Origin of the sequence: Methanococcoides alaskense (assembly GCF_027594145.1) — an archaeon.
Lineage (GTDB): Archaea > Halobacteriota > Methanosarcinia > Methanosarcinales > Methanosarcinaceae > Methanococcoides > Methanococcoides alaskense.
In genome coordinates, this window is record NZ_JAQFFK010000003.1 from 673,336 (window position 1) to 694,494 (window position 21,159).

At 36.7% G+C, this 21,159-nt stretch carries 23 protein-coding genes; 20 read left to right on the forward strand and 3 right to left on the reverse strand.

Features of this window, described 5'->3' with window-relative positions; all coding sequences use genetic code 11:
* Positions 1-149: 149 nt before the first annotated feature.
* The gene (locus PBV53_RS07190) at positions 150-647 is read left to right on the forward strand and encodes a flavodoxin (RefSeq protein ID WP_270096469.1); all 498 of its coding nucleotides are present in this window, start codon (positions 150-152) and stop codon (positions 645-647) included.
* 64 nt (positions 648-711) lie between these two features.
* Here the strand turns inward: PBV53_RS07190 and PBV53_RS07195 are convergent, their stop codons facing one another.
* Positions 712-1,380 (reverse strand): winged helix-turn-helix domain-containing protein, encoded by a 669-nt coding sequence (locus PBV53_RS07195; RefSeq protein ID WP_270096470.1) that lies wholly within the window; start codon positions 1,378-1,380, stop codon positions 712-714.
* Positions 1,381-1,676: 296 nt separating this feature from the next.
* Here PBV53_RS07195 and PBV53_RS07200 point away from each other — a divergent pair, with 296 nt between their 5' ends.
* The 14 genes from PBV53_RS07200 (at position 1,677) to PBV53_RS07260 (ending at position 10,036) form a co-directional block, all read left to right on the forward strand.
* Positions 1,677-2,129 carry a DUF3795 domain-containing protein gene (locus tag PBV53_RS07200; protein ID WP_270096471.1) on the forward strand — a complete coding sequence of 151 codons (453 nt, stop codon included), beginning with the start codon at positions 1,677-1,679 and terminating at the stop codon, positions 2,127-2,129.
* 155 nt (positions 2,130-2,284) lie between these two features.
* Positions 2,285-2,788, forward strand: coding sequence for an SRPBCC family protein (locus PBV53_RS07205; protein WP_270096472.1), 504 nt, complete (start codon positions 2,285-2,287; stop codon positions 2,786-2,788).
* A gap of 85 nt (positions 2,789-2,873) precedes the next feature.
* On the forward strand, positions 2,874-3,311 hold the full coding sequence (locus tag PBV53_RS07210) for a hypothetical protein (RefSeq protein WP_270096473.1): 438 nt from the start codon (positions 2,874-2,876) through the stop codon (positions 3,309-3,311).
* A 35-nt stretch (positions 3,312-3,346) separates the two neighbouring features.
* Positions 3,347-3,673, forward strand: a complete 327-nt coding sequence (locus PBV53_RS07215) for a TfoX/Sxy family protein (RefSeq protein WP_270096474.1) — start codon at positions 3,347-3,349, stop codon at positions 3,671-3,673.
* Positions 3,674-3,729: 56 nt separating this feature from the next.
* A complete protein-coding gene (locus PBV53_RS07220) occupies positions 3,730-4,185 on the forward strand; it encodes a (2Fe-2S)-binding protein (protein ID WP_270096475.1) in 456 nt (151 codons plus the stop codon).
* A complete protein-coding gene (locus PBV53_RS07225) occupies positions 4,182-4,592 on the forward strand; it encodes a flavodoxin family protein (protein ID WP_270096476.1) in 411 nt (136 codons plus the stop codon). The genes PBV53_RS07220 and PBV53_RS07225 overlap by 4 nt, the downstream gene beginning before the upstream one ends.
* 26 nt (positions 4,593-4,618) lie before the next feature.
* Entirely contained in the window at positions 4,619-5,725 is a 1,107-nt protein-coding gene (locus PBV53_RS07230) for a winged helix-turn-helix domain-containing protein (protein WP_270096477.1), read from the forward strand.
* 613 nt (positions 5,726-6,338) lie between these two features.
* Entirely contained in the window at positions 6,339-6,626 is a 288-nt protein-coding gene (locus tag PBV53_RS07235) for an ArsR/SmtB family transcription factor (protein ID WP_270096478.1), read from the forward strand.
* A gap of 524 nt (positions 6,627-7,150) precedes the next feature.
* Positions 7,151-7,555, forward strand: a complete 405-nt coding sequence (locus PBV53_RS07240; RefSeq protein WP_270096479.1) for a pyridoxamine 5'-phosphate oxidase family protein — start codon at positions 7,151-7,153, stop codon at positions 7,553-7,555.
* 69 nt (positions 7,556-7,624) lie between these two features.
* Positions 7,625-8,182 carry a hypothetical protein gene (locus PBV53_RS07245; protein ID WP_270096480.1) on the forward strand — a complete coding sequence of 186 codons (558 nt, stop codon included), beginning with the start codon at positions 7,625-7,627 and terminating at the stop codon, positions 8,180-8,182.
* 24 nt (positions 8,183-8,206) lie between these two features.
* Complete coding sequence (locus PBV53_RS07250) at positions 8,207-8,608, forward strand: hypothetical protein (protein WP_270096481.1); 402 nt, start codon at positions 8,207-8,209, stop codon at positions 8,606-8,608.
* 229 nt (positions 8,609-8,837) lie between these two features.
* A complete protein-coding gene (locus PBV53_RS07255; protein WP_270096482.1) occupies positions 8,838-9,029 on the forward strand; it encodes a hypothetical protein in 192 nt (63 codons plus the stop codon).
* Between the two features lie 273 nt (positions 9,030-9,302).
* A complete protein-coding gene (locus PBV53_RS09660; RefSeq protein WP_369123349.1) occupies positions 9,303-9,470 on the forward strand; it encodes a hypothetical protein in 168 nt (55 codons plus the stop codon).
* Positions 9,467-10,036, forward strand: a complete 570-nt coding sequence (locus PBV53_RS07260) for a YdeI/OmpD-associated family protein (RefSeq protein ID WP_270096483.1) — start codon at positions 9,467-9,469, stop codon at positions 10,034-10,036. The genes PBV53_RS09660 and PBV53_RS07260 overlap by 4 nt, the downstream gene beginning before the upstream one ends.
* A 42-nt stretch (positions 10,037-10,078) precedes the next feature.
* Here PBV53_RS07260 and PBV53_RS07265 read toward each other — a convergent pair whose 3' ends face one another.
* The gene (locus PBV53_RS07265) at positions 10,079-10,450 is read right to left on the reverse strand and encodes a VOC family protein (protein WP_270096484.1); all 372 of its coding nucleotides are present in this window, start codon (positions 10,448-10,450) and stop codon (positions 10,079-10,081) included.
* Positions 10,451-11,147: 697 nt separating this feature from the next.
* On the opposite strand from PBV53_RS07265, the gene PBV53_RS07270 reads away from it, so the two are divergent.
* Positions 11,148-13,565 carry a retron St85 family RNA-directed DNA polymerase gene (locus tag PBV53_RS07270; RefSeq protein WP_270096485.1) on the forward strand — a complete coding sequence of 806 codons (2,418 nt, stop codon included), beginning with the start codon at positions 11,148-11,150 and terminating at the stop codon, positions 13,563-13,565.
* A gap of 268 nt (positions 13,566-13,833) precedes the next feature.
* Positions 13,834-14,703 (forward strand): hypothetical protein, encoded by an 870-nt coding sequence (locus tag PBV53_RS07275; RefSeq protein ID WP_270096486.1) that lies wholly within the window; start codon positions 13,834-13,836, stop codon positions 14,701-14,703.
* Here PBV53_RS07275 and PBV53_RS07280 read toward each other — a convergent pair.
* A complete protein-coding gene (locus PBV53_RS07280) occupies positions 14,678-15,670 on the reverse strand; it encodes a hypothetical protein (protein WP_270096487.1) in 993 nt (330 codons plus the stop codon). The two genes, PBV53_RS07275 and PBV53_RS07280, sit on opposite strands and share 26 nt — an antisense overlap.
* Positions 15,671-16,762: 1,092 nt before the next feature.
* Between PBV53_RS07280 and PBV53_RS07285 the strand changes: the two genes are divergently transcribed.
* The 3 genes from PBV53_RS07285 (at position 16,763) to PBV53_RS07295 (ending at position 20,886) form a co-directional block, all read left to right on the forward strand.
* Positions 16,763-17,110, forward strand: a complete 348-nt coding sequence (locus PBV53_RS07285; RefSeq protein WP_270096488.1) for a MarR family transcriptional regulator — start codon at positions 16,763-16,765, stop codon at positions 17,108-17,110.
* The gene (locus PBV53_RS07290; protein ID WP_270096489.1) at positions 17,111-17,728 is read left to right on the forward strand and encodes a 4Fe-4S binding protein; all 618 of its coding nucleotides are present in this window, start codon (positions 17,111-17,113) and stop codon (positions 17,726-17,728) included.
* Between the two features lie 110 nt (positions 17,729-17,838).
* Positions 17,839-20,886 carry an FAD-binding and (Fe-S)-binding domain-containing protein gene (locus PBV53_RS07295; protein WP_270096490.1) on the forward strand — a complete coding sequence of 1,016 codons (3,048 nt, stop codon included), beginning with the start codon at positions 17,839-17,841 and terminating at the stop codon, positions 20,884-20,886.
* Positions 20,887-21,159 lie beyond the last annotated feature (273 nt).

Below are 21,159 nucleotides of genomic sequence, written 5' to 3' on the forward strand. Positions count from 1 at the left end.
CAGAGAATTTCTGTTAATGATAGAGTTTGCAATGATCCTTTATTATGGTATATTTTTTGGCATTAATCCCATGGTCCTAAATTTTACTAAGAGTCGGGTATATAAATCAGTAGAACCCAATTATCATATCTATCATAAGGTGGGGTTAAATGAAAACATTAGTAACATATATGACACAGACAGGAAACACAAAGAAGATCGCAGAAGCTATTTATGGTGAAGTTGCTGGTGAAAAGGATATCAAAGACATTAAGGATGTAAGTAATTTTGAATCTTATGATCTTGTATTTGTAGGCTTTCCGGTAATTCAATTCACCATTCCGCCGAATGTTTCAAAATTTGTTTCAGAAAATGCAGCTGGCAAGGACATAGCATTCTTCATGACACATGGTGTTCCTGAAGGTTTTGAGGCCATTAAATCATGGACCGGATCAATAAAGGATATTGCAGCTGATGGTAATTTACTTGGTACATTTGAATGTCAGGGTGAAATTGCACAGAACGTTCTTGATATGCTCGAAAAGTCCGATGATCCTGAAATGAAGGCATTTGCCGAATTGGGTCCTGGCGCAAAAGGACAGCCTGATGAAGCCCATCTTCAGAAAGCAAAGGAATTTGCAAAGGAAATTCAGGCAAAGGTCCAGTGACCTAGTATGTCTGATCTTTCTTTTTTTTAAATCCTTTAACATTGTCCTTAAATAAATATTGACTTCAATCCTTCTTCCTCTTATCAATGTTTAATGCTTTTACAACTTCTAGTAGAGAATTGAGGAGATTATGACCCTGCAAACTGATCTGATATTCACCTCGCTCTTCACGTTGGTGTATCAATCCTTTGCTTTGTAATTTATCCAGATGGAACAGAAGATTTCCGCCACGAAGTTTTGTAAGTTTTGAAAGTGCAGTAAATGATTTGCCTTCATCATACAATGCTTTTAGAATCTGGACTCTAACAGCACTACTTAATGCATCCCCGATCAAAATGGAGATATGTTCTTCAGGAAGATCTTGAACTTGTATTTGCTCGTTGCTATCGGGTTGGTAGAAATTCATTTTTTGCAACATTTCAATCTGACTTTCAAAACATGTTTCAGCATGTTGCAAGCAATTGGAACACTGCTTCGATTCCGATGCAAGTTCCTTCATGCTATCAAACTTGTTCCTTAAAATTGAAATATTATCATCTGATAGCTCCCCGTTTTTTGCATAATCAGATAAACTTTCAAAGTAATCAATATAGATGGGCTCACAGTGCTCCCACATAGTACAATCATTTGATTCACTTTTGATGATATTTAAGTTATTATCCCGAGAACCATTAAGAAAATTTTCAGCGCATTGATTCTTGAACTCACTGAGTAACGAATTTGCTTTGTTCATGGTAACTTCACTTCTGAACCTATTAAGTTCCAAGCGAAGGGCACGGATTTCTTCTTGTAATAAAGAAGCACTTGATGATGCCGATATTAACTCGCTTATAATAATTCCTCCTTTACAGTAGTTTGTTTTAAGGTTATATATACGTATGTTTGGTATATTTTTATGACCAAAACACGTTTGGTATATTTTTATGACAAATCAGTATATATTCATGTACGTATTAATTAGTTTTGGCGACTTAATTATTCCAAATCACTAAAAATGGAAGATTTATCTAAAACAAAAGGAGAAATACAATGGATATAAAAGAACTAACTTCACCCTGTGGAATGGGTTGTTTTGCCTGTGGAGTATATAAAGATAACATTACTGATGAGATGGCTCAGTCTCTTGCTGGGATGTTAGGGATAGAAGCTAAAGATGTAGTGCCATGTGATGGGTGTAGAAGTGAACGTGGCAGTATTTTTTTAGGCACAACAGGTTGTCCAACTAAAACATGTGTTGAAAGTAAAGGTTTGCATAATTGCTCTGAATGCAGTGAATTCCCTTGTGAAAACCAGATGCCTGTTGCAGATCAAGCTAATATTTTCCCACATAATACCAAGTTGTACAATCTAAGCCGAATCAAATTAAATGGTCTTGAAGCATGGGCTGCTGAAGCAGGTATGATTCAGCAAAAATATTTCAAAGGTAAATTTGCTCCTGGAAAAGGTCCCTATGAAGGGGAAGATACCATACAGTCCGAATAAAATGAAAATAAAGCAAACAAGTCTCTCAAGTTGACTGATAGAACGGGGGATGCTTGTTTGAAAACTGCTAGCTTGGTGTTATATTCTTAAGCCACATAGACTATTAAAATATACTTAAATAAAGTATAAAACTATTATTGAAAGGAGATTGAACCATGTCTAACTACGAAGAAGATATTTATGTTGAAAAAGAGGTTGCGGTTTCTGCTGAAAAAGCTTGGGATATAATTTCTACGCCAGGTGGTTTAAATCACTGGCATCCATTCATGAAAGCAAATATAGCTGAGAGCTGGAATGGTGTTGGCTCAAAAGATCACCTGACTTACTATAGTGGTTTTGAATTTGATAGGGTGGTCACTAAATGGATAGAGGGTGTTGGCTATGATCTGAGCGTTACTGAGAACGGTAAGCGTGAAAATACAGCTATTTGGAGAATAACTCCAATAGATGATCAAAGATGTATCCTTAGAATCACCGGCCAAGTTAACTTTATCAAGAAGTTCCCCTTCCCTATCAGATGGGCTTTGCTTAAATTCAAAATGAGACCTGTTTATGGCCAATATCTCTTTCAAATTCTGGAAGGCTTCGCGTACTATGCAGAAACAGGTAATCAAGTTAAACGTAATCAATTTGGTTCTAACTCAATGTTTTCGAAATAACAACAAATTCCAATAATCGTTTAGTATATTGAACACATATTAAGAATACATAAAAATGAGGTTTATAGAAAAGGGGGTTATAGAGATGAACAATAAATTTGTAGTTAAAGATTTTATAATCATCACATTAATTACCAGTATATGGGTAAACATTTCCGAATTATTCAGGTTCTTCGCTTATGCAAAACCGGAACTAGTGAATTTCTTCTCTGCCCTTCCAAATGTAGCTCCCATGAATGATCTGGGAACACTTCTCATCTGGGGAGTATGGGATACCTTGCTTACGGCTTTATTTGTATATCTTTTCTGGTTGTTCGCACAGACCTTTGGCAATAATAACAAATCTATTTTAGGCAGTGCTATTATGTCCTGGTGTTTTTTCTTTGTCCTATACTGGGTTGCTAATGCAAATATGAACCTTGCGGATTGGAGTTCTTTGCTAGTTATCTTGCCTCTGGCTTTACTTGAAACAGTAGTAGCATCTTACATTGCTTCAAAATTGTATTTAAGAAAAAGCACATAACACCAAGGTTTGAAGGAGCTGGGGGGAAATATTACATGGCCGTATCAAATGACTTCATTGAATATATTCTTGACCAACTTTCACCATGGGGTGAAGTCATTGTACGGAAAATGTTTGGTGGTGCCGGATTATATCTTGATGACGATATATTTGGCATTGTTTCTAAAGATATTGCCTATTTGAAGGTTGATGAAACAAATAGGGACAAATTTTTATTGGCAGGATCTGCACCACTCAAACCGTTCCCAAATAGACCAACGGTTTTGTCATACTTTGAGATACCTCCGGAAATCCTAGAAAATCCCGATGAACTGATAGAATGGGCAGAAGAATCGCTGTTCATTCAAAAGAAAAAGAAATGATTTTTTAAACAGCAAAAACGACCATCTTGAAAATTGTATCAAGGAGTGCTAAAAAAGTGGACAAAAAGAAAAAGGAAGTACCTTGTCCGATCTGTGACAAAACTGGAGTTCCTGTTGAAACTTTAACAGTAGAACAAATGGTGAAAGAAGAACTTGTAGATAAGGTGAGTGTGGATGATCACTGGCTTTGCATGAGTGAGGAATGCGAAGTTTCATACTACACCGGATCAGGTACAAAATTCAATAAAGAAGACATCAAAGTGCCGCTATGGTTCAAGAAAGATGCTGACCCGAAGTATGCATGCTATTGCAATAACATAACTGAAGAACAGGTAATCGATGCAGTGGCCAATAAGGGTCTTGGTAACATGAGGGATATCATTGTTTCGATAAATGGTAAAGCTAGAATACGATGCAAGACCAACAACCCTACCGGAAAACGTTGTACAAAGGTATTTAGTGAAGCAATAAAAAAAGGTATGGACATAAAGAACAAAGGAGAACGGATATGAAAATAGCCGTTAGATACTATACCAGATCAGGAAACACAAAAAAGCTTGCAGAATCGATTGCGGAAGCAGTTGGAGTAAAAGCGTTGCCAATCATTCAGCCGCTTACCGAGAATGTGGATATCCTTTTTCTGGGAAGTTCTGTTTATGCATCGGGAGTTGCAGCTGATGTTAAAAAATTCATCGCTTCGATTGACTGCTCTATTGGAACAATTATAAATTTCAGTACTGCTGCAAAGTCCAAATCTACATACGAACGAGTAAAAAAGCTTGCAGATGAAAAGGGAATTAAAATGTCTGAGAAAGAATATCATTGTCTGGGTTCTTATGGCCAAAGGAACAAAGGCAAACCAGACAAGAATGACCTCCAAAATGCTGCTATCTTTGCAAAAGAGATCGTACAATATTGATCTACTAAAAATTTTCCAATAACAAAATGACAAGATCACTTTCCATTCAACAAGCTAGAAAACTGGTGCTGCTGTCACAGAGACTGCCTCCGGCAAATCAAACCGGCAGTGCAATTGCAGCCACGCTATCAGCTATTGAACACCTTGGTTATATTCAGATCGATACGATCTCAGCCGTTCAGCGTGCTCACCATCATACCCTGTGGAATCGCAATCCTCGTTACAAAACATCCCACCTCGATCAATTGCTTGCAGACAAACAGATATTTGAATACTGGTCTCATGCTGCCGCCTACCTGCCTATGAGTGACTACCGCTACAGCTTACCTCGCAAACAGGCCATAGCAAATGGGGATCAGGATCACTGGTATGAACGCGATGAGCAGCTGATGAGATCAGTGCTCAAGCGCATTGCTACCGAAGGGCCATTGATGGCCAAAGACTTTGAGGACGTCGGTGAAAATACCGGCGAATGGACGATCAAACCCTCCAAACGCGCCCTGGAATCTCTGTTTATGCAGGGTGATATTATGGTTTCTTATCGGGTTAATTTTCACAAGGTTTATGATCTCACCGATCGGGTATTGCCCGAAGACACAGACACTTCCATGCCCACTCCTGAAGAATATGCCCGTTTTCTGATCATCCGATACCTGCAATCAAACGGTCTGGGACAGTCTACCGAAATAGCCTATTTACTGAAAAACATCAAACCGCTTGTTTCCGCTACCTTACAGGAAATGGTTTCAAGCGGAGAATTGCTACTGATCAGTGTCGGCGGTAATAGCTATTATGCGTTGTCAGCTTCATTGGAGCTACTGAAAAAACCACTGTCTCGTAGTAAACTTAAAATTCTCTCACCGTTTGACAATCTGCTCATTCAGCGCAAGCGCATGCAGGCACTGTTTGGCTTTGATTATCAGATCGAATGCTATGTCCCTGAAGCAAAACGTCAATACGGATATTTCTCTTTGCCCGTTTTATGGGATGGAAAACTGGTTGCACGAATGGACTGCAAATCCGATAAAAATAAATCACTACTGCATATTTATCATCTTGCATTGGAACCCTGGCTCGTAAAAACCGACGCTTTTTCCCTCGCCCTGTACAAAGAACTTGTATCTTTTATGTAGTTTAATAACTGTAGCAGTCTCCGGTTACACAGAACCTCCCCTGCCAACTTTAAACCAGTTTTGCAAACTGTAATCGACAGCTTGATGAAGTGAATTTCGGTTGATAATAGAGTTTGCAATGATTCTTTATTATGGTATATTTCTGTACTAATCCAATGATTGTAAATTTTACTGATTTTTGTCTTTATATATTTATATGCCATAATCTTTTTACCAATCATAAGGTGTGAGTTCATTAGTAACATATATGACACAGACAGGAAATAAAGAAAAGATTGCAAATTCGTAAAAGAGAATGTGGCTGGTAATCCAGAAACTCATCAACTTGACAAAAATCAAGTTTAGCCCTTTTAGGCATCACATTGTTTCATAAGTTACTCAGAAAATCCCGTTGCCATATTTTCTTTGTATATATCCCCTAATTGCTATGCTGGGGCATACACAAAGTACAAAAAATGCACGTTGTTGTGTGACATTTCTGAACGAACGACTTTTTCAGATTCAATGATGAAAAGAGTATACCTTTTACAAGAAATATAAAAATCAAATCTTTTTTCTCGATGAAGATCGCAATCAAAATAAATAAATACATACATAGATGTGCATACATACAATGATGAATGAACAAGTTAAATTCTTCAATGCTTTAGGAGATGAAACTCGGTTACTGATCTTAAGTTGTCTTTTAACTCAGGAAAAATGTGCATGTGACTTCGCATCAATAGCAAATAAGGATCAGACAACTACATCCAGACATTTAAAGATACTTCTTGAAGCTGGAATAGTTGATTTTGAAAAGGATGGAAGGAACAGGATATACAAGATAAAGACCGAGGAAATGAGAGAACGTCTTCTAAATTGCGGAATTAAAAAACTCGAATTTTGCTGTAAGAAGCAATAAAAAAAGGTATGGGATAAGAAACAACGAGAAATGAGAAAGAATTGATATCTCTGATCAATGGTTTTTACCTCTACTTTTTTTTGTTCAAATAACTAACTATTTTCTTACCTTCCTGCCTTGAATCTTCCATTTATCTTCCCTTGATTTTTTTTAAATAAGCCGTAGCACTCCTATATTTAATGCTAATTTATCTCTATTTCTCAGGGATATTTAAAATTTAAAAGAGAGATGACAGAGTGGAACCTTTAAATCTTTTTCATGATCAGGGTTGCAAAGCAATACGTATAAATATATGCACATATGTACATATGTAGTATAACACATGTATTTACTATTCTTCGATCTCCAGGAGATGAAACTCGATCGAGAATTGTAAGTTGTCTTTCAGCTTATGACAAATGTGCGTGTGACTTCACATCAATAATAGAAAAAGATCAGACACTGTATCCAGATATTTAAAAGTGCAGCATTTTCTTTTGATGTCTCGAAAAAGATGCTATTATCGATTAAAAATGGTGATCTAAATGGTTATACTTACAGAAAATATGAAAGAAGCATTTTCAAAATTAATGATATTTCCACTCGCAACAGCATCAAAGGAAGGAACACCAAATGTTGTTCCAATGCGTTTTTGCGAGCTTAGGGATGATGAGACCATATGGTTTGCTGATAACTTCATGGTCAAGACCCTTGCAAACATTCAGGAGAACCCACAGGTCGCTATATATGTGTGGGGTTCCGGTACAGGAGGCTGTTTCCAGATAAAAGGAAATGCAGAGGTCAAGACAGAAGGTCCTGATCACGAGAAGATGAGGGAGTGGGTACATTCCATAAAGCCAGGATTTCCTGCAAAGAGCCTCGTGATCGTCAAGATCACTGACGTTTTCCAGTGTTCACCCGGTTCAGAGGCTGGAAAAAAGCTCCTTTGAGCATATATGAAAGCATCCTCTAAATTGTGGACTAGAAAAATTTGAGTTGTTGTAAGAAGGTGTAATTGGATGAAAGATAACAAAAACGAAGAAATATCGAGGAAAATTTTAGAAAAACTTGATGTTTTTGATGTAGTTGGTATCGCTACTAAAGAAAGATTTAGTGATCTGGAAAATGGAAGACACCCTGCAAGTATATTCCCCGAATTTGAGTCTGCAATAGTGTTTGCAGAAGGAAATGAAAGTGGTGAAATGGGAGTGTTTAATGACATTTTTAGCACAATAGCTGCACAAAATGATGTTATTGATCATCTCAATGAAAACGGGTTTAAAGCTATACCAATTGAGCCGGATGAAATGGGTTTTTCCCTTGTCAGACTTGGAATTGAAGCAGGACTTGGAGGAATAAGTCCTGTTGATTCCTTAGTAATTGAAGGTTTAGGACTAACAGGAGCGATCAGTGCAATTCTAACTGATGCAAAACTAATTCCAAGTGAAAAGAAAGAAAATGTCTGTATCAATTGTATGAAATGTTTAAAAGTATGTCCTATTAGGACGATTCCGAATGCAAAAGGTGACCTAAGTAAGTGTGCTTGTGGTAAATGTGTGAATGTATGTCCAGTATAAAAATAAAAGGTTAAGGTGAAAAAAATGGAAAAGAAATCAATTGAGATATTTGTTAGTGGTAAAGAGCAAAGTGACGCAGGTTGCGGCTGTAGCTGTAATTGCGAAAGTGCTGATACAATGATGCCGACAGATCTATCTGTAAATTTTGGAAATGGAGATTATGAAATGACTTTTAACGTTAAAATGATCGAAGTTGAAAAAGAAAACAGGGAAGATCTGATCGCACGCCTTAATACTATCTTTGAAAACAGCGGTGAAAAATTAACTGTTAAAGATATTAATTTAGACTTTACATTGTCAAAGCTACTACCGTTAATCGTGGAAAGCGGAAAAATCAGGGCAGCAAAGACGTTCCCTGATGAAAATGAATTGTCTGAGGCAATTAATTCAGACGGCAGAGTAAAAGTCAAATCTGGTTGCTGTTAATGACCTAAAAAAATAAACTACCTACTTTTTTATTTTTTAATAATAGCAGTTTATTTTTAGTTAACCTCGACAACATGAAAAATACTGTGGTCTCATTACTTCAAACCGTTGAGTAGAACACCCTGAGCATAAGTTCGATGGTGAGAGTGGGATTCTTGAGAGGAAGCATGTTTATGCTGATGGTGTTGTTTACATCGGGAAGGAAGCTAACAATGTTGATGAGCAGGAATTGGATGTGAAGAAGGCTCAAGAATTTTTGAATAAAAAAGACATTATGCAGAAGATACTTGCTTTACCTCAAAAGCAGGCTGAAAAATGGGGAGTTGATAGGAAGACTTTCCAGAGAATCAAAAAAAAGATACTTGAGGATGGAGACATTAAATTGAATACTCCAGCTGTAAAGCGAATAGTATCAATTTAAGAATACTGTATTTAACCTACTCAAATTGAGTGAATTTATAAACAATAAAATACTAATTTTTGAAGAGGTGATGTTATGAAAAAAACAATTTAGGTTGCTGTGGCTTGAATTATGAGGAGTGTCCTGTATTCATTGCTACAGTCAATAATGATGATAAACTGGGACAAAAAAACTGCTGAAGAATGGTCGAAGCTATATGCTGAATATCTTGGAAAGGGTTTGACTTTAAAAGATATGAATTGTAAAGGTTGCTGATCAGAAAGCAGTGTTTTCATAGGATGTTCAAACTGTCCTATAAGGAAATGCTGTAAAGGAAAGGAGTTCAGCACATGTGCGAGTTGTGATGAATATGAAACATGCAATATGTTAAAAGGCTTCTTTTCAGTCCCAAACCATCAAAATGCAGAAAGCAATTTGGATAAGATAAGAGGGAATAAATGAAAGAAAAATTAGAGACAATGTACTCAAAAGATCGCGAAGAATGGCGATCATGGTTACAAAAAAATTATCTTTCAGAAAAAAATGTCTGGCTGATCTATTATAAAAAACACACAAAAAAATTGTCTATTCCTTATAGCGATGCTGTTGAGGAGGCTATTTGCTTTGGTTGGATTGATGGTCAGATACAGACAATTGATGATGATAGATATATGCAGCGTTTTAGTCCTCGAACATCCAAAAGCCATTGGTCTGTCATCAATATTGAAAGAGCAAAAAAAATGATTAAGCAAGGACGTATGACAGAAAGAGGTCTTAGGATATTTCAGAATGGAATCAAGAATCAAGAAATAGTTCCATCAAGTAAAGATTTTTCTGTGCCAGATGATCTTAAATCAGCTTTGGAAAAGAATAAGAAAGCACTAAATAACTTTGAAAACCTTGCTCCTTCAGCAAAATTAGCTTATGTTTATTGGGTTAATAGTGCAAAGAAAGACGAAACTAGACAGAAAAGAATTAAAAACTCAGTAGAGTTAATAGAACAAAATAAAAAATTTGGAGGAAAATAAAATATCTAAGTTCTCAGAATTTAAATTCATTGCCAAGATTCTTTATTTCGTATTTTTATCTTCTTCCCAAAGGCCAATGGTATTATTTTCAGTATCATTAAAAATTGCATAAAATCCCAATCCAGCCACAGCTGTTTTAGGCTCAAGCACTTTCCCACCGAGTATTTCAACTTTATCAATGCATTCATCTACTGATGGAACTCCAATAAAGGTGGTAATTTTCTGATCGGCATTTTCTCTTTTTGCCATCCCACCACTGAGGCCTTCTTCACCGCTTAGAGTTGTTGTTTCAATAGAGTAGTATTCTAATGGCTCTGGAATCTTTTCAATCTTCCAATCAAATAGTTCGCCATAGAATTTCTTTGCACGTTCTATAACATCTACTGGTAAGTCAAAATAAACAATTGTTGGCATTTATACTACTCCCCCAAACATATTTGATTCACAATCATTTAATATTGCCGGTTTAGATTTTTATCAAAATTTAATTAAATATGCAGCTATTAATTAAAGTTGCTTTTTTCAAAAGAATAAGTGAATTAATTAAAAGAGTGGCATTTTTACGAGTTACCTATATCCCCGATAGATTATGCGGGGATATAGGTAAGTCTATTTTTTTGTACGCTATAATTACAAATTGCCAAATATAATCATCCGATTATAAATGTTGATGTTGAAATATAATTAATTTGAATGGTAAAGTATTTGTATTGATGATTTCGTTATAAAGCTAAGTTGTCCTCAGAAACTATCTCTTGTGAAAGAGGTATGTGTGGTGTAACATCATGCAAATGGCATACTAAGCAAAGGTAAACCTTTACCTGAGGAATATGAAATTCCGCTTCGCTATTTCAATTTCATATTTCAGAAAAGCGTTCCGCTTTTGTGAGGACAACTATTTTTCAAAATCGTATTCTAAGTTGTGTTTGGTGGGCAATTGATGGATAAATTACCAAATGATAATAAATTACAAATTTAGTTTAATCATTATATTGAAATAGGTATTATTCCGAAGTTAAGTAGCAATGAATATATAAATAATTTTAATTCATTTAAAAAATTGTATATTAACAATTTGCCATACATATACGACCGAGATCATTTTTGTAGTTTGTCAAATTCATCTTCAAAACAAATTGGTTATTTTTTATCTAAAAAAGAAAAAGCTTACTCTACGTTTAATTTACCCAAAAAAAATGGTAGTTTGAGAGAGATTAGTGCTCCTGCAAAACCAATGAAATATGTACAAAGATGGATTCTTGATCATATTTTATATAAATTAGACGTTGGAGATTTTTCTCATGGTTTTGTTCCAGGCAAATCAATTGTGACAAATGCGTCTATTCATGTTAATCAAGATTTAGTACTAGGAATCGATCTCAAAGACTTTTTCCCAAATATCCAATTTAATTCTGTTCGTAATATCTTCAAATCTGCTGGATACTCCCCAAAAGTTGCTTCGTTACTAGCTGACATATGCACCCATCATCGTACATTACCCCAAGGTGCTCCAACAAGTCCTACACTTTCTAATTTAGTGGCTTTAAAAATTGATGAAAAAATTGATGCATATTGCGCAAAAATAAATTTTAAATATTCAAGATATGCAGATGATATCACCATTTCTGGTGGTTCTAATCTTCCAAAACATAAACAAATTATAATAGAAATTATTGAAGAAAATGGTTTTATCGTTAATGAAGATAAAACGAGAATGTTTTCACAAGGTTCAAAACAAAAAGTAACTGGATTAGTTGTTAATGACAAAGTGAGCATCGGTAGAAAAAGGAAAAAGAATATACGAGCGACTGTACACAATATCCTTAAAAATGGTCCCGAAATGGAGAATAGAGAAAACAATCCTTTCTTCAAAGAGAAGATTTTTGGGGAATTAGCATTTGTTAAAATGGTCGACCCTGATTTTGCAAATCCTTTAATACAGAAGCTTAAAAGTTTAGATTGGATAAATTACAACAAAAAGTTAAGCAATCCAAGGGAAACGGAACTTGTGGTCCGATCTCTTCAGAAAAATAGTAAAATCAACCCTGAAACTTATGATCAACCTATTGATTCAGAAGGTGACTTCTTACAAGTTATTTGTGATGTCATTGCAGAAATGAAGCTTGGTATGGAAAGACAAAAGTTTTATCCGACATTTTGGAATGAGGAATCTTTTGTGATATTAGATGGTACTAAACATAAAGTATCTCCTACTCCTAAAATACAATCAAGTGTTCATAAAATAATTTTTTCGTTTATTGAAGAGCGTCTATTACACAAAAATATTCAAACTATAGAAGAGTTTGATGAAGAAATTAAATATTTTGGCTTTAAGTTTTTGTTTACTACACAAAAAAGAATAGAGCTGAACGTTTCCACTGGACTGGAATTAGCCCATGACGCTCAATTAGAAAATAGTTTAACTAAAAAATTACCTTCATATATGGAAACAAGTTCTTCTAAATCAGGACTCTTTATTGTTATGTGGTTTAAAGATAAAAATGGAATATTTTTTGAAAAACCAACTAATAAGAGCAAATCCGAGATGGTCGAACATCTGGAAAAAAATACAAAAGAAGTTAACGAGAAGGATAATTTAAAGATAGAGTCAATTTTAATCGATGTATCCAATAAATCTTCTGCTTCAAAAATTTCAGCTAATGTTTCTAAGCATCGTGATTTTTCGACTGTCAATATTTCACATACTGAAAAAAGAGTTGTAAAAATTATAGCTGTACAGCTTGCTTATGAATTGTCCACTGAAGAGTTTCCTCCTCAGATTATTGATGAAAATAGGTTGAAAACAAAAGTTTTGAATGCGCTGGCTAAGGCATTTGATTTAGGAGCTGATATTGTTTGCTTGCCAGAACTTTGTGTACGCGAAGATTGGATTGAAGGCATCCAAAATACATATACGGATATGGTGATTGTAGCAGGGAGTTACTATGATAACGAAAATCACAATGTTTGTAAACTGATAGTTGATTCAAACATATCTATTCCTTTACAAATGAAAATAACCCCTTCACCTTTTGAGAACCCAGGAATAACGGACGAAAATATGGTCCCTGGGAGTGAGTTATATATTTATAATACAAAGGTTGGAAAAATTTCTATACTCATTTGCAGAGATTTTTTAAATTTAAGAGATAGGCTTCGAGGAAACCAAAAACCAGACATTATTTTTATTCCTTCTTATAATTCAGCAACAGAAAGATTCTATGACGATGCACATAACCACACTACTAATAGTGCTGTATACATTGTTATATCAAATACATCTCTTTATGGAGGAACTTCAGTATTTGGTTTAATTCGCCCTGAATCTCAGGGTGCCCTTGTAAGAAGAGGTTTCAAAGATGAAAATGATCGCCAAAATAAATTATGCAAACTAAGAAAAGGAGAAGAAGGATTTGTTATTGCTGATTTCAACTTAATCCATAAGTCACTTCAGAATCCAATGCCAGCTGATCCAGCTGAAGAAATAAAACCAGTTTCAAATATAGATAAGAAATTAATTGAGTTTTAATTCATGAGCTTATCCAAAAATTAATTTCTTCTCACATTTCCGACCCCTACATAACGTGAATATTGAGAGGAAAACAACTTTTCATTAATATTCAATCTGAAATTTGCTCTTGATATATACTTTCCCGACAGGCAGCACTTTTACTTTGTGAAAGTTAATGGAAGTTTTTCAGTAACCATTATCATACATGGAAGCCACTCCTGAACATGCTCAGGAGGTCATTGATTATTTTCAACCCCTCAATCCTTATAGCCTTGATATTGATTAATTGAAGCCTGAAAAAGACGATATGTGGTTTTATGGAATCTCTTCAAAACGGTATGCACTTTATACTTTTGAGAATGGAAAGATTAAGTTCATGGAAGGGGAGAGATCTTTCAAATTGCATGGACTTGGACATTTAACAAATCCATTTCCAAAGGATGTAGAGGATTGGCAGGCTGAGATATGGGAAGACATTGTTAAACTTCATTATGGAATGATCTCTGAATTGGATATTGAAGAGAAGTATTCAAACGTGTATGCTATTTCAAGGCTCACTGTTTCAACTGCAAACGTGTTGCACAGATTTGATGCTATCAATAAAGAGAAAGAATGGAAAGATCAGATTAAACCGTTCAATTTCTATCATGTTGGGTTTCAAGTTACTGAAGATGATGGCAAGGCAGTCAAGCCTTTATCTCCTTTCTCAAATGATCCTCAGAGTATTGTTTATGAACCGTTTATTGATTATGCAACTGGAGAGCTTAAAGAAGGATCTCATTATTTCAAACCGTTGAGCAGGACAATTATGCAATATGTAGATCATCTTGAGCATAAGTTTGATGGGGATATTGGTGTTCTTGAGAGAAAGCATGTTCATGCTGATTCTGTGATTTATATTGGAAAGGAAGCTAACAATATTGATGAACAGGAATTGGATGTGAAGAAGGCTCAGGAGTTTATTAATGAGAAGTTAGTTTATGATTATATCTTGAAGCTTACTCCTGAGAAAGCAAGAGAAATTGGAATTAAACATAGGAGTGCTTTGGCTTATTTGAAGAAAAAAGCAAAAGAAGGAAGTTTGAATTTAAAAGCTAGGAATGTTAGAAAGATTTTTACTAATATGACCATTAATCAATTTTTACAATATCAATAATGCAATTTGTATGGTCATAGTTATCATGCCATGACTTCAAGTCAATGAATTTAGGTTTAAGGTGGAAAATGAGATTTTGTTTTTTTGTTTTATTTTTGATGGAATAAGTTATATCGACAAAAAGTTTTGCTGTGAATTCTTTCATGGCATAACGAGTATAATAAAATTCATCTTTTTCTGATATTTCGCCAAAATCATCAGTAGATTTGATTGGTCTTTTATGTTCAAATACACGAAGTAGATTCCACTTTGAAAGTATTTTTAACACTTCTCCCATTGGATCATTTTCAGAAACTTTTTTGGATGACTCCGAGCCTATTATTCCCAACTCGTATGTTTTAACAAAGTCTCTTTTATCATCTGCTTCGACATTTATGGTAATAGTAACATCGTCAACATCAAATATTCCTTTGTTTTTGATAGATAATTTGCTCGATGGGTAATCGTAAATAAACCTGTTGAAGTAAATAGACCAGTTGACGTCTAAACTTTTATTTGATTTTAAGTCAGATTTAACAATTTGCTTTACACTATCTTGTAGATTTTTTATAGAAGGCGGGTTTATTCCATAAACTTTATGGCATTTTGTACACATGAGTGTTTTTTCTGAAGTTGTGTTGGATGTCTCTAAAAGATCACAATCGCAATTTGGGCATAGAGGATCACTGAGATATATTATTTTATTGCCAATAAGATTAATTTTCCAAATAAAACCGTGTCTATTTAGAATACATTTCTCATGATTTAGTAAATATATGGTTAACATATAAATTAATACTAAAATTAGAACAAACGTAATTACCTTCCAAACGTGTATTTCGTAGGTAAGTATTTTGTAAATATATTCCTTAAGTGTTACAGCAATAGCTAAAATAATAAATGCTATAATAGCTTTAAAATGATCTTTTAAAGCATCTAAATATGTGCTGTATACAAAATTTTTAAGCTTAATATATATTTTACTCATTGTCGATTATTCCGACCTAACAGGTGAACATATCATATATATACTTTTTTAAAATATATGCTTTGTCCAATAAATACCATATTTTTTGGACAACACATGAATTTTCGGAATAAATGATATTATTCGGTTAAAGCGGGTATTTCTACAAACTTCAAAATATAAATTTGAATAAGATCTGGTTAAAATATTTGCGTACAAAAAATAGAGTTACTTTTTTTATATACTTTAGTATCGGTTGTGCAAGCATCATACATAAACCCGTACAAAAAAATAGAGTTACCTATATCCCCTAGAAATTGTGTGAGGGATGAAATCCGAACTCCCTATAAATCTGGCGTACACTTTTCGAAATTAGCTATATCCCCGCACAATGGTGTGTCGATGCCTAGACTAAGGGAACTTCTAAAATAAACCGCAATCTATTTTAATATCTATATGGTAGTACAGTCGATGAACTGGCCAGACATAATACAGTGGACTATAGTTTTGGTTGGAGCGTTTATTGTGTACAGTGCAGCATTACAGGATATGCGTGATGGTGTGTACAGAGATAGACTGTTCTCTACAAAACGTAATAAGTAAAGCACACTTAAAAACGGAGTGATAAGATGGATCTTAATGAAAACTTGTTCATCTTGTCAGAAAATATTCAGAACTTGATCGAGAATAAATATCTCGATGGTGAAGAGAAGGAGATTATCGCACAATAGTGTGGGTATATAGCTATTTCAAAAAAAGTTACTAAATAGGTTTAAGCAATTGTTGTTTTTATTTTAAGAGTTCCGTTTTTTCAACTTATCTATATCTCCGACTTACTGTGCGAGTGATTAGATTTGAATCCATTTATCCCATTCAAATCTTAATATTAACATTCATAATGCAGAACTGTTAATATTAAAAGTAATTCGATTGCTATCGTTTCTCTTATTTTTATATCGTATTCCATCTCATAATTTCATAATTTGAAAAACTGCCAGATCAACACAGTTATCCACGGTACTGCCAAAACCATCCTTCTTTTCTCAGTACTTAACCACGTATATATACGGCTGCGATAATGTAGCAGTACTGACAATTAATGGCGGTGATTCAATGATAGACTTCGCATGTAAAGAATTCAAAATTAAAGATGTGATTAAATGTGCTCTGAACCTGACACGGGCTGACATGAAAGTATTGGAGTACTTCTTTGAAGAACCCGATAATTGGAGCAAAACGGAACAGATTGCAATTCTTGTGGAACTCGACCTTTCAACGGTACAGAGGTCTGTCAAGAAGTTGCATGAAAAAGGTATACTCACACGATCACAGAATAATCTCGACGGAGGCGGTTATTCATTCATTTACAAAATAAACAACAAGAAAGAGATCAAGGGACTGATAATGGGAATTGTCAGCAAATGGGCGGCAAAAGTGGAACAGGAACTGGAGGATTGGTAAATGCTTAAAATAACCCCTTATCTTGGTCCATCGGTACTCATAGTCTCCATTGCAGGTCTCTGGTATCCGATGCTTGGTTACTTCATGCTCCTTGTCATGGGAACATTGTTCATTAGCAGTATTTTCAGAGGCCGTTGGTTCTGTGGAAATCTCTGTCCACGTGGGAGCTACTTCGATTACGGTATCATCAAGATATCAAAGAAAAGAAAGATCCCCAAGGTCCTGTCAAGTATGTGGGTCAGGATCCCGGTATTCAGTCTCATGATGGCTTTCATGTTGTACCGTATTTCAGTAACGATTGCAGCACAGAATACCATTGAACTTATTGGTATGATCTTTGTGTCAATATGTCTGGTGACCACAGTCATTGGTACAATGCTTGGAGGCTACTTCAACACAAGGTCCTGGTGTAACTTCTGCCCAATGGGAACGATGCAGAGGTTTATCGGCGGTAAGAAATACCAGCTTAAGATGGATCATGAGTCATGCATTGACTGCAAGAAATGTGAAAAGGTCTGCCCGATGGAACTTAAGGTTCGTGATATCGGAAATAACCCGGATTGTATCAAATGTGGTCGATGCATTGAGATCTGTCCCAAGGATTCATTGTCATTTTAATTGGAGATGATTTGTTTCCAATTTCTTTTTTTTTAAATTGGACAAGATCTCCATATCATGTTTAAAAAGTTTATATTGAATGACTACCCAACCTATAAGGGGGAGAACATATGGTAATAAACACAGCAGATCTGAATTCCTCTCAGCAGGAAGAAATTGCCGCCATATTTGGCGACCGTGTGAACTTAAGCAAAAGAGAAAGACACTTCTACTGCCATGATGTCGGTGCATTGCCTTCAATGGCAAAGATGATGTTAGGCAATACCGATCCTGCAGCAATTGTAAAATTGCGTAATGAGGATGATATTGTCAAACTGATGGAATTCGCGCGAAAATATTCTATTCCTATTGTCCCCCGTGCAGGTGCATCATCCGGTTATGGTGGTGTCATTCCTACAAAAGGTGGTATCGTTGCAGACGTCAATCTGCTGAATGATATTGTATCCATTGATACTGAGAACATGACAGTGACCGTTGGAGCAGGTCTCGTTTGGGAACGCCTTGAAAGAAAGCTCAACAAAGAGAACCTCTCCGTATGTGCCATGCCTTCAAGTGCTCCGGCAGCAACGGTCGGTGGCTGGCTTGCACAGAACGGTATCGGTTATGGCAGCTATGAATACGGCTGGTCCCAGGATACAATGATCTCTGCAAGGGCAGTATTGCCAAACGGTGAGATCAGGGATTTCTCAGGCGATGAGATGGATGCCATCATTGGAAGTATGGGTACCATAGGCATCATCACACAGATCACCCTTAATATACGAAATAAAGAAGATACCGCTATAATCTCTGCGGAATTTGCTGATCCGGCATCCATGCAGAAAGCTCTCCAGGCGGTAAAAGAAGCAAAAGTGCCGCTGTGGTCTATCGCATTTATAAATCCCGATTGGGCAGGCATGAAAAATGAAATGCCATTTTCTACCCATCATGGGGAACCGGTTGTCGAGGACAGACCGGAATTGCCTAAGTCATATATTTGTAACTTCATTTATCCTGAGTCAAGGGATGTTAGTGCCCTTGAAAATATTATCACCAGCAATGGTGGAAAAGTCCTTTCTGATTCTATCTCCAAACATGAAGCTGGAGAATGGTTCCGCTCCATGAAGGTAAAAAGGCTTGGTCCTTCCTTTATTCCTGCAGAGATTATCGTACCTCTGGACAAGGTGGGTAAAGTTGTCAGCGAGATCAAGCAGAAGATAGATCTGCCTGTGCTCATGGAAGGTATGGTGGCAAAGGATGGCAATGTCATACTGCTCTGTTTCATACCTCACTCTGAAAGGTCGTTCAAGTTCAACCTCGCATTCACCTTGGGTATCAGTATCGTCAAGATCGCGGAAGAGAACGGCGGAAGGATATATGCTTCCGGGCTTTATTTTGCAAAAGAGGCAGAGAAGGTCTATGGTAGCCGTCTCAATAAAATGCTTGACCTTAAACAACAGGTAGATCCTGCTGACATAATGAACCCTGAGACAATTTCAGGCAAAGGTATTCTCAAGACCGGAATTACATTATCAAAAGCATTCGAGCCAATGATGAGGTTCGTGGGTAACCGTAGTGGTGTCGGGGTCGAGAAGTTCACTAAACAGAAGGACATTGAAGCCGACATTGTTTCTCATGCTTACACCTGTGCTCAATGTGGTTATTGTGTCGAGGAATGTGACCAGTACTACGGTCGTGGCTGGGAATCCCAGTCTCCAAGAGGCAAGTGGTTCTTCATCAAGGAATACCTCGCCGGCAGGGACAAGATGACACAGGAACAGGTGGACACGTTCCTTGCCTGTACTACCTGTGAGCTTTGTGATCACAGATGCCAGCTCGATCTCCCAATTAATGATTCCTGGATGACCCTGAGGAAAGAACTGGTACTGAACCGTGGCAAGATGACCATCCCACCGTTCGAGATAATGGCTTCCAGTTTGCTTAAAGAGCGAAACATTTGGGGAGAATATCTTAAGAATAGGGAAGAATGGATTCCTGAAGACCTTAAACCAAAGATCAAGGACAAAGCAGAATACGCCTACTTTGCAGGATGTACTGCATCCTTTGTGGAGAAGGACATTGCTGAGGCTTCAGTCCGTCTGCTCACAGATGCAGGCCTGGAGATAACATACCTTGGCAAGGAAGAGTCCTGTTGTGGTATCCCGATGCTTGCAGCCGGTAAGTGGGATGTTTTCGAAAAGATCATGAGAATGAACATCGAGAACATGAAGAAGAAGGGTGTTAAGACCGTTATCACTTCCTGTCCGGCATGCTGGTTAGTATGGAATACTTTCTATCGCCAGTGGGCAGAGAAGCTTGGCATCGAATACAACTTCGAGGCCAAACACTATTCACAGGTGCTGGAGGACAAGCTCGATGTGCTTTCTGAGAAGTTCGTCAAACCGCTCGACAAGGTCGTAACTATACACGATGCATGTCACATGGGTCGTGCAGGCGGAATCTACGAACCACCAAGAAACCTTATTAAAGCAGTACCCGGCGTTGATTTCCGTGAAATGGAACATAACAGGGAGAATGGTCATTGCTGTGGTTCAGTGCTAACACTGGTCGCAAATCCAGAAGTTGCGAGTGTTGTTGGTAACGTGCGATTGAAGGAAGCCGAGGACATCGGTGCCGAGATCATGGTTGCAGCCTGTCCATGCTGTCAGGTACAGTTGAGAATAGCTGCCGAGAATAGTGGCAGTCCGGTGGACGTTCAGGATCTTTCGGCAACGGTTGCCCGTAGTCTTGGTTATGACATACCTGACACCACGAACGCTGCACTCACAGCCTGGTTAACGTTCGACCAGATGATCCATCTGCTAAGACCTGAGAACATGACCGACCTGATGGTAGAGCTGCTTCCAGAAATGATGGCTGCAATGCCTGCTCCGCTGCGTGGTATGATGAAGATGGTAAAGTACGTGCCAGGCATGGACCTCATGATGAAGCCAATGATGCCTATCATGATGCCAATGCTTCTGCCAGGCATAATGCCAAAGGTCATGCCGGAGATGCTCGAAGCTGTGGGAAGGCGTGTTCAGATGTCCGATGATCTGAGAGAACAGATGCCTGATCTCATGCCAGAGGCTATGGGGAATCTGATGCCGAACATGCTTCCGCAGATCGTTCCGCTGCTGACACCGAGGATGATCAAGTATATTAAAGAGGAATATTGATATTTTTGTGTGTTATTTATGGCATGTTCACCATCCCATAAATCTATTTTTTTAATTCATCAATTGTTAGCTGGAGTTTAAGGGCACTTTGCATTACATGAAGCAGAATGCTAGAAGTGATATGACCTTTACTCTCAATGCTCATGTTAGGGGGAGGTTGGAATTATGGCACATATAAAAAATAAATGTTTCTATTATTTCAAATAGAAGTAAATAGTTTGATTATTTTTTTTGTAATTTTACCAAAAATTGAGTGCTTTGTTTTTGGTGTAT